The sequence below is a fragment of the Brevundimonas sp. genome, from assembly GCF_036400995.1.
Classification (GTDB): Bacteria; Pseudomonadota; Alphaproteobacteria; order Caulobacterales; family Caulobacteraceae; genus Brevundimonas.
The window spans coordinates 1-9,444 of the sequence record NZ_DASWWG010000062.1 but is presented as its reverse complement, the minus strand read 5'-3'; the positions used below and the strand labels follow the sequence as shown (position 1 = coordinate 9,444).

Here is a 9,444-nt window from a genome sequence, read left to right as displayed (position 1 = left end):
CAGGTGGCGAACAGCAGCGCGCCGGGCGGGACCTTCACCCTGATCGACGAGAGCTACAACGCCAATCCGCTGTCGATGGCGGCCGGATTTCGGAGCCTCGGCGTGCGGCCGGTTCCGGCCGGAGGCCGTCGCGTCTTGGTGCTGACCGACATGCTGGAGCTGGGCGAGCAGTCGCGGGCCCTGCATGAGGGCCTGGCCGAGAACATCGCCGCCGCCGGGCTGGATCTGGTCCACACGGCCGGGCCCGAAATGAAGCGCCTGCACGACGCCCTCGCCGAGGACCGGCGCGGCCTGTGGCGCGAGACCGCGGTCGAGCTGGCCGCCGAGGCGGCCGATCTGGTGGGACCGGGCGACGTGGTGATGGTCAAGGGATCGAACGGATCGAAGGCGTCGCTGGTCGCCAAGGCCCTCGCCGCGCTCGCCTCCCCCTCAAGCAGCGACGCGCCGCGCGCGAAGCGATAGGGAAACACGATGTTCTACCTGCTGTACCTCTACTACGCGGACATCGCCCAGGATTATCCGCTGCTGAACCTGGTCCAGTACCAGACGGTGCGGGTGGCGCTGGCCATGGCTACGGCGATGATCGTGGCGGTGGCCATGGGCAGCCGCTTCATCGCCTGGATGCGGGTCAAGCAGGGCAAGGGCCAGCCGATCCGCTCGGACGGGCCGGTCACCCACCTGTCGAAGGTCGGCACCCCGACCATGGGCGGGCTGATGATCCTGGCGGGCATCGCGGTGGCGGTGCTGCTGTGGGGCGACCTGACCAACCCCTACATCTGGATCGTGTCGTTCGTGAGCGCCGCCTTCGGCGTGCTGGGCTTCATCGACGACTACGCCAAGGTGACCAAGCAGACCTCGGCGGGCCTGACCTCGAAGCAGAAGCTGGTCGCCCAGACCATCGTCTCGGTCATCGCGGGCGTGTTCACGGTGCTGTGGATGACCGCCTCGCCGACCTCGCCGGACCTCGAGACCTCGATCGCCTTCCCGTTCTTCAAGGCGGTGCTGCTGAACATCGGCTGGTTCTATGTGATCTTCGCCGCCTTCACGATCGTCGGCTTCTCGAACGCCGTGAACCTGACCGACGGCCTGGACGGACTGGCCATCGTGCCGGTGATGATGGCCGCCGGCGCCTTCGGCATCATCTCCTACCTGGTCGGCAACTTCATCTTCTCCCAGTACCTGGGCGTGCACCACGTGCCGGGCTCGGGCGAGCTGGCCATCTTCTGCGCGGCCATCATCGGCGGGGGCGTGGGCTTCCTCTGGTACAACGCGCCGCCGGCCAAGATCTTCATGGGCGACACCGGTTCGCTGGCCCTGGGCGGGGCGCTGGGCGCCATCGCCGTGGCCACCAAGCATGAACTGGTGCTGGGCATCGTCGGCGGCCTGTTCGTCATCGAGGCCGCCTCGGTCATGATCCAGGTCGCCTATTTCAAGGCCACCGGAAAGCGCATCTTCCTGATGGCGCCGATCCACCATCACTTCGAGAAGATGGGCTGGCCGGAATCGACCGTGGTGATCCGCTTCTGGATCGTCGCCGCCATGCTGGCGCTCGCCGGTCTGGCCACGCTGAAGCTGCGCTAGTTCGATGATCCCCGTCCCCGGCTTTGAAGGACGGAGGATCGCGGTCTTCGGCCTTGGACGGTCGGGACTGACGGCGGCGCGCGCGCTGAAGGCGGGCGGGGCGCTGCCGGTGCTGTGGGACGACAGCGTCTCCAGCCGGATGCAGGCCGAGGCCGAAGGGTTCGCGGTCGAGGACCTGACCACGGCCGACTGGTCGGGGTTCGCGGCGCTGGTGCTGTCGCCGGGCGCGCCGCTGACGCACCCGAAGCCGCACTGGACGGTCGAGAAGGCGAAGGCGGCGGGCGTCGAGGTGATCGGGGACATCGAGCTGTTCGCCCGCGCGCTGGCGGCTCTGCCGGAGGGCGAGCGGCCGCGGGTGGTGGCGATCACCGGCACCAACGGCAAGTCGACCACGACCGCCCTGATCGGCTGGGTGCTGAAGCAGGCCGGGCTGATGGTCCACGTCGGCGGCAACATCGGCATCGGCGTGCTGGCCTTGCCGGAGCCGACCAAGGACGCCGTCTATGTGATCGAGGTGTCGAGCTACCAGCTGGACCTGACGACGCGTTTCGCGCCGGACGTGGCGATCCTGACCAACATCTCGCCGGACCATCTGGACCGGCACGGGGACATGGCCGGGTATGTGAAGGCGAAGGCGCGGATATTCCAGAACGTGCCGGGCTCGGACGCCGGGGCGATCATCGGCGTCGATGAGCCCGAAGGCGTCGCTCTGGCCGAAGCGCTGAAGGCTCGCGGCGGCGCCGTGGACCGGGTCAGCGTCCGGACTCCGCTGGAGGATGCTCTGGGCCTCTACGCCATCGGGACGACGCTCTACTACAACGCGCCCGAGCGGGTGGCCTTGGTGGACCTGGCGCAGGCCCGTTCGCTGCCGGGGCGGCACAACGCCCAGAACGCGGCCTTCGCCCTGTCGACGGCGATCGATCTCGGCGTGCCGACAGACGTCGCCGTCCAGGGCCTGCTGACCTTCCCCGGCCTCGCGCACCGGATGGAGACCGTGGGCCAGCTCGGCAAGGTGCGGTTCGTCAATGACTCCAAGGCGACCAACGCCGATGCGGCGCGGCAGGCGCTGGCCAGCTATGACCGCAGCTTCTGGATCGCGGGCGGACGCGCCAAGGCGGGCGGGATCGATGATCTGGAGGACCTGTTCCCCCGGGTGGTCGAGGCCTTCCTGATCGGCGAGGCGGCCGGGCCGTTCGCCGCAAGGCTGGGGGAGACCCCGCACCGGATCAGCGGCGACATGGCGACCGCCGTGCAGCAGGCCCATGAGGCCGCAGCCGCGACGGGCCGTGACGAGGTGGTGCTGTTGAGCCCCGCCGCCGCCAGCTTTGACCAATATCCGGACTTCGAGGCGCGGGGCGAGGCGTTCCGCGCCGCCGTCCTGGCCCTCGGCGCCAAACCTGCGAGCGTCCCATGACCCAGCAGAGCTACAGCCCCGCCTTCTCGCGCAACGACCAGAGCCTGCTGGCCCAGTGGTTCTGGACGATGGATCGCGGCCTGCTGGCCGCCGCCCTGACCCTGATGGGACTGGGCGTGGCGCTGAGCTTCGCCTCGTCGCCGGCGGCCATCCTGGCGGACCAGTCGATCAGCGATCCGTTCCACTATTCGTGGCGGATGATCGTGTTCGCGACCGGCGGGCTGACGGCCATGCTGACCATGTCCTTCCTGTCGCCGCGGGGCGTGCGGCGGATCGCGGTGCTGGCCCTGCTGGGCGCCCTGTGCGTCATGGCCCTGCTGCCCTTCATCGGCGACACGGTGAAGGGGGCGGCGCGCTGGATCAATCTGGGGCCGTTCAGCCTGCAGCCGTCCGAGTTCGTGAAGCCCAGCCTGATCGTCTTCGCCGCCTGGATGTTCTCCGAGGCGCAGAAGGGGCAGGGGGTGCCCGGTGTCAGCATCGCCTTCGGCGTCTGGGCCCTGACCGTGGCCCTGCTGCTGATCCAGCCGGACATCGGCCAGACCCTGCTGATCACCACCACCTTCATGGCCGTCTTCTTTATGGCCGGGGTGCCGTTGAAGTGGGTGATGGCGCTGGCGGCCGCAGGCGCGGCGGGCGTGGTCGGCCTGTTCTTCACCTTCAGCCACATGCGCGACCGCCTGAGCCGCTTCGGGTCGGACGACGCGGGCGCGACCTACCAGATCGACCGGGCGTCCGAGGCCATCCGCGCGGGGGGGCTGGTCGGCCGGGGCGTGGGCGAGGGCGTGATGAAGCGCTCCGTGCCCGACCTGCACACCGACTTCATCTACTCGGTCGGGGCCGAGGAGTTCGGCCTCGTCCTGAGCCTGACGATGATCGCCCTGTACGCCTTCATCGTGATCCGCGGCATGCGCCGGGCGATGAAGCTGACCGATCCGTTCGAACAGGTCGCGGCGGCGGGGCTGTTCATGCTGATCGGCCTGCAGGCCTGCATCAACATCGCGGTGAACCTGAACCTGATCCCGACCAAGGGGATGACCCTGCCCTTCATCAGCTACGGCGGTTCGTCGATGCTGGCGATGGGCCTGACCATGGGCTTCGCCCTCAGCCTGACCCGCCGCCGTCCGGGCGCCTATGAGCCCGGCGCGTCGTTCGGCCAACGCCGCCGCATCCTGCCGTAAGAAGCCGCGCCATGAGTTCCAAAGTCTGCGTCGTCGCCGCCGGGGGCACCGGCGGCCATATGTTCCCCGCCGAGGCCCTGTCGCGGGAACTGGCCGCGCGCGGCTGGCGCATCGTGCTGGCCACCGATCACCGGGGCGAGCAGTACGCCCACAGCTTCCCCGCCGAGGAACGGCTGGCGCTGGACGCCGCCACCGGCAGCGGTCCGGTCGGCATGGCCAAGGCGGGCGTGGCGATCCTGAAGGGCGTCGGGCAGGCGCGGGCGGCCCTGACGCGGCTGGATGCGGCGGTGGTGGTCGGCTTCGGCGGCTATCCGTCGGCGCCCGCCCTGCTGGCGGCGCTGAGCCAGAAGCGTCCGACGCTGGTGCATGAACAGAATGCGGTGCTGGGCCGGACCAACCGCTGGCTGGCGCCGTATGTCGGAGCCATCGCCTCGTCCTTCCCGAACCTGCAGAAGGTCCCTGAGACGGTTCAGGGACGCGTGACCCTGGTCGGCAATCCGGTCCGCCCCGACATCCGCGCCCTGTACGACCGCCCCTTCGCCGCGCCGGTCGACGGCGGGCCGATCCATGTGCTGGTGACCGGCGGCAGCCAGGGCGCCCGCATCCTGTCCGAGACCGCGCCGCGCGCGCTGGCGGCCCTGCCTGATGCGATCCGCAGCCGCCTGAAGGTGCAGCAGCAGTCGCGGCCCGAGACGCTGGAGAGCGCGCGCCAGATCTATCTGGAGGCCGGGATCGACGCCGAGGTGGCGCCCTTCTTCCGCGACATGGCGGCCCGGCTGTCGGCGGCGCATCTGGTGATCGGCCGCGCCGGGGCCTCGACCTGTTCGGAGCTGGCGGTGGCCGCCGTGCCGTCGCTGCTGATCCCGCTGAAGATCGCCATGGACGACCACCAGCGCTTCAACGCCGCCAGCCTGGCGGACGCCGGCGGGGCCGAGGTGATGCTGGAGGACGCGGTGACGGTCGAGGCGATGACCGCGTCGCTGGCCGCCATCCTGTCCGATCCCGCGCGCCTGTCGGCCATGAGCGCCGGCGCCCGCGCGGCGGCCCTGCCGGACGCCACGGCGCGGCTGGCCGATATGGTCGAAGCGGCGGCGCGCTGACGCACCGGGGGTTTCCGGGGCTCCGATCGCCGGGTCATGCGTTAGCTTGGCCATGCAGGAGTTCATCAGCGATCTGACCGGCGACATCTCCACCCTGTGGCGGGAGGCGTCATGGCTGCCGGAATGGGCGGTCATCGCCCTGATCGTGGGCGTCTTCGTCCTGATCGGCTGGGCCGCGAACCAGCTGGTGTTCTGGCTGCTGCAACTGGCCGTGCGCAAGCGCGACCTGTTCTGGCGGGGGCTGGTCGGCCGGGCTCGGTTGAAGGTCCGCGTGCTGGTGATGATTGTCGCCCTGGCGCTGGCGGTGACGGTGTCGCCCATGGACCCCGGGCCCTCGGCGGCCGTGCGGCAGGGGCTGTTCTTCGCCTTCATCCTGACCGTCGGCTGGATGCTGATCGGCGTCAGCGACATGTGGGCCATCGTCTACATGCGGCGCTTCAACCTGGCGGAGGAAGACAACCTCATCGCCCGCAAGCACGTGACCCAGACACGCATCCTGCAGCGGGTCGCGGCCCTGCTGATCGCGGTGGTGACCCTCGGTCTGGCGCTGATGACCATAGGCGCGGTGCGCCAGTGGGGCATGAGCCTGCTGGCCTCGGCGGGGGTGGTCGGCATCATCGCCGGTCTGGCCCTGCAGCCCCTGCTGACCAATATGATCGCGGGGGTGCAGATCGCCACCGCCCAGCCGATCCGGCTGGACGACGCCGTCATCGTCGAGGGCGAATGGGGGCAGGTGGAGGAGATCACCTCGACCTATGTCGTCGTGAAGCTGTGGGACTGGCGGCGGATGATCCTGCCGCTGAGCTATTTCATCACCACGCCGTTCCAGAACTGGACGCGGGAGACGGCGCGCCTGATCGGCACGGCCTTCCTGTACGTGGACTATGAGGCGCCGATTGATCGCCTGCGGGCCGAGCTGGAACGCATCTGCCGGGCCAGCCCCCTGTGGGACGGGGACGTGGTCAATCTGCAGGTCACGGACATCAGCGACCGCGTCGCCCAGATCCGCTGTCTGGCCAGCGCGCGGAATGCGCCCACGGCCTTCGACCTGCGCTGCGAGATCCGCGAGAAGATGCTGGCCTTCATGCGGGACCAATGCCCGGAAGCCCTGCCGAGGCAGAGGCAGCTTAATTCCGGCTTCGGAGAGCCTTCTCCCCTCGGGGGAGAAGGTGGGCCGCGCAGCGGTCCGGATGAGGGGGTTATTCGCGGCTGACTGGCCGGCAGCCAGCCTGTCGCCGGCCTACCCCTCATCCGTCTCGCTCCGCGAGCCACCTTCTCCCCCAAGGGGAGAAGGCAGTCAGGTCGCCAATGCCTCGCGCCCGACCCGCACCGCGTCTCCCAGCGTGCTGACGCCGCGTTCGCCGACTGACGCCGGATCACAGGCCGCGGCCAGCAGTTCGGCGGCGTCTCCGCCCTCGACCGCCTCATAGGCGGGGGCGGGATCGGGCGTGGCGGGGCCTTCGGCGCCGCCGGCTTTCACGGCGGCGAAGTCCAGCCGGTCGGCGGTGCGGGCGGCGCAGTCGAAGCGCCACCAGGACCAGCCGCCCCAATAGGCCTGTCCGGCAATCTCGAAGTCGCTTTCGGTGACCTGGAAGGCGCGCATCTTCAGGCCGTCGCCGTCCCGCTCGATCGAGACCATGTCTGCGAAGACCGCGAACCGGCCCACGCCGGTCAGGACCAGCCGGTGCTCGCTCGCGTGCTCATCCTGGGGTCGGGCCGTCGCGGGGGCGGCGAACAGGGCGCAGAGGAGCAGGAGCGGGAGGGCGCGTTTCATCCCTCATCGTAACCGGACGTTGACCGCGCTTCGAGTAGGCTTCCGTCCATGACGCGCTTCATGACGCTGGATTTCGTCGACGGAGACCGCCCGGCCCTGCTGGCGCAGGTGGCCGCGATGGCGCGCGGTCCTTACGGCTATGTGGTCACGCCGAACGTCGATCATGTGATCAAGCTGATGGACGGGCGGGTGCCCGGCGACGTCTATCGCGGCGCGGCGCTGATGACCTGCGACAGCCGCATCCTGGCGCATCTGGCGAAGCTGAGGGGCAAGCGGCTGTCGGTCTATCCGGGTTCGGACATGACGGCGGACCTGCTGGCCTCGGACCATGACCTGACCTTCGGCGTGTTCGGCCCGGACCGGGCCGCCTTCAACGACCTGACCGCCCTCTATCCGGGGCGCCGCTTCACCTTCATCGAGGCGCCGATGCTGACGCCGGGCACGCCCGAATGGGACGCCACGGTGAAGGCCGCCTGCGAGGCCGAGTGGGACGTGCTGCTGGCCTGCGTCTCCTTCCCCAAGCAGGAGCGTTTCGCCCACGCCCTGCGCGCCGCCGGGCGTCCGTTCGGCGTGACCCTGTGCGTGGGGGCGTCGGTGGACTTCCTGACCGGCCGCCAGCACCGCGCGCCGGTCGTCTTCCAGCAGCTGTCGCTGGAATGGCTGCACCGCCTGCTGAGCCAGCCGAAGCGGATGTTCCGCCGCTATGTGATCGAGGGGCCGGCGATCTTCGGGTGGTTCCTGAAGCACGAAGTTCTGCGCAGTTCCTCCCCTTCAGGGGAGGGGGACCGCGCGTAGCGTGGTGGAGGGGCGCCTGACGCACCCTCAATTCCATGTTAAGTTGCGCGAATGGTCGCCATCACGGAAACGACCCTTCGTGCCCGACGTCTCAGGCGGCGGCTGACGCTGCCGGAGGGGCTGATGTGGCGCGCCTTGCGGGGCAGGGCGCTGGCGGACCTGCGCTTCCGCAGACAACATCCAATCGGGCCCTACATCCTCGACTTCTACTGTCACGAACTGAAGCTGGCGGTCGAGGTCGATGGGCAGGTCCACGAGCACCCGGACCGTCTGGCGCACGATCAGCGTCGGACGGACTGGCTGAACCAGCAGGGCATCCGGGTGATCCGGATTGCGGCGCGCGATGTGCTGGATGATCTGGATGCAGCGCTGGGGTTCATCCGGAGATCGGCGGGGCGGTAGGGCCTGAGTTCGTGTCTGGCGCCCCTCCACCGCCTTCGGCGGTCCCCCTCCCCTGAAGGGGAGGAACTTCAGCGACGGTGTCTGGCACCCCTCCACCATGCTTCGCATGGTCCCCCTCCCCTGAAGGGGAGGAACTATGCCGCCACGATCTCTTCCGCCTGCTTCAGGTCCACGCTGACCAGCTGGCTGACCCCGCGGTCCGGCATGGTCACGCCGTAGAGGCGGTCCATGCGGCTCATGGTCACCGGGTTGTGGGTGATGACGATGAAGCGGGTCTCGGTGCGGGTGCGCATCTCGTGGAGCATGCGGCAGTAACGGTCGACGTTGGCGTCATCCAGCGGGGCGTCCACCTCGTCCAGCACGCAGACGGGGGCGGGGTTGGCCAGGAAGACGGCGAAGATCAGGGCCGCCGCCGTCAGGGCCTGCTCGCCGCCGGACATCAGGCTCATGACCGACAGCCGCTTGCCGGGCGGGCAGGCGTAGATTTCCAGACCGGCCTCCAGCGGGTCGTCGCTCTCGACCAGTTTCAGCTCGGCCTGGCCGCCGCCGAACAGGGCCTCGAACAGGGTGCGGAAATTCTCGTTGATGATGTCGAAGGCGGCGATCAGGCGCTCGCGACCCTCGGCGTTCAGCTCGTCGATGCCGTCGCGCAGCTTGGCGATGGCGCTGGTCAGGTCCGAGCGTTCGACCTTCATCGTCTGCAGGCGGTCGCCGTAGTCGTTGGCCTCTTCCTCGGCCAGCAGGTTGACCGCGCCCAGCGCCTCGCGCTCGCGCTCGAGACCGAACAGCAGGCTTTCGGCGCCGGCGGCGTCGGGCGGGCGGGCGACGGCGTCGTCGGTCAGCTTCTGGCCCAGCTCCTCCGGGGACATCTGGGCCGTCTCCTCGACCGTCTTCGTGGCGTCGGCCAGCTTCTCGGCGGCGGCCTCGGCGCGGGCGGCCAGACCGGCGCGGGCCTCGCGCGCCTGGCTGGCGGCGGTCTCGGCGGCGCGGGCGGCGCGGTCGGCCTCGCCGGCGGCGGTCTCGGCCACCGACAGGGCGTCGGCGGCGGCCTTGCGGCGGGTCTCGGCGGTGGTCAGGGCGTCCAGCAGGGTCGAGCGCTGGGCGGCCAGCTGGTCGGGCGCATCCGACGCCTGCTTGAGTTTGGCGGCGGTGGTGGTCGCGTCCTTCTCCAGCGCCGTGACGCGGGCCTTGGCGTCCCTG

At 69.8% G+C, this 9,444-nt stretch carries 9 protein-coding genes and 1 pseudogene; 8 read left to right on the top strand and 2 right to left on the bottom strand.

Features of this window, described 5'->3' with window-relative positions; translation table 11 throughout:
* The 6 genes from VGE03_RS09485 to VGE03_RS09460 all read left to right on the top strand — a co-directional run.
* Positions 1–462, top strand: a 462-nt coding sequence (locus tag VGE03_RS09485; RefSeq protein ID WP_331046239.1) for a glutamate ligase domain-containing protein, incomplete at its 5' end; no start/stop codon positions are given.
* A gap of 9 nt (positions 463–471) precedes the next feature.
* On the top strand, positions 472–1,581 hold the full coding sequence (mraY, locus tag VGE03_RS09480; RefSeq protein WP_331046238.1) for a phospho-N-acetylmuramoyl-pentapeptide-transferase: 1,110 nt from the start codon (positions 472–474) through the stop codon (positions 1,579–1,581).
* Between the two features lie 4 nt (positions 1,582–1,585).
* A complete protein-coding gene (murD, locus tag VGE03_RS09475; protein ID WP_331046237.1) occupies positions 1,586–2,995 on the top strand; it encodes a UDP-N-acetylmuramoyl-L-alanine--D-glutamate ligase in 1,410 nt (469 codons plus the stop codon).
* Entirely contained in the window at positions 2,992–4,173 is a 1,182-nt protein-coding gene (locus VGE03_RS09470; protein WP_331046236.1) for a putative peptidoglycan glycosyltransferase FtsW, read from the top strand. Before murD ends, VGE03_RS09470 begins: the two co-directional genes overlap by 4 nt.
* 11 nt (positions 4,174–4,184) lie before the next feature.
* Positions 4,185–5,273: an undecaprenyldiphospho-muramoylpentapeptide beta-N-acetylglucosaminyltransferase gene (gene murG / locus VGE03_RS09465; protein ID WP_331046235.1), complete on the top strand. Its 1,089-nt coding sequence runs from the start codon at positions 4,185–4,187 to the stop codon at positions 5,271–5,273.
* Between the two features lie 52 nt (positions 5,274–5,325).
* A complete protein-coding gene (locus VGE03_RS09460) occupies positions 5,326–6,486 on the top strand; it encodes a mechanosensitive ion channel family protein (protein ID WP_331046234.1) in 1,161 nt (386 codons plus the stop codon).
* An 84-nt stretch (positions 6,487–6,570) separates the two neighbouring features.
* Here VGE03_RS09460 and VGE03_RS09455 read toward each other — a convergent pair whose 3' ends face one another.
* On the bottom strand, positions 6,571–7,047 hold the full coding sequence (locus tag VGE03_RS09455) for a hypothetical protein (RefSeq protein WP_331046233.1): 477 nt from the start codon (positions 7,045–7,047) through the stop codon (positions 6,571–6,573).
* A 48-nt stretch (positions 7,048–7,095) separates the two neighbouring features.
* Here VGE03_RS09455 and VGE03_RS09450 point away from each other — a divergent pair, with 48 nt between their 5' ends.
* Positions 7,096–7,842 (top strand): WecB/TagA/CpsF family glycosyltransferase, encoded by a 747-nt coding sequence (locus VGE03_RS09450; protein WP_331046232.1) that lies wholly within the window; start codon positions 7,096–7,098, stop codon positions 7,840–7,842.
* 123 nt (positions 7,843–7,965) lie between these two features.
* Entirely contained in the window at positions 7,966–8,244 is a 279-nt protein-coding gene (locus tag VGE03_RS09445; RefSeq protein WP_414644923.1) for an endonuclease domain-containing protein, read from the top strand.
* Between the two features lie 134 nt (positions 8,245–8,378).
* Here the strand turns inward: VGE03_RS09445 and VGE03_RS09440 are convergent.
* Positions 8,379–9,444, bottom strand: a pseudogene (locus tag VGE03_RS09440) (chromosome segregation protein SMC); the annotation flags it as partial.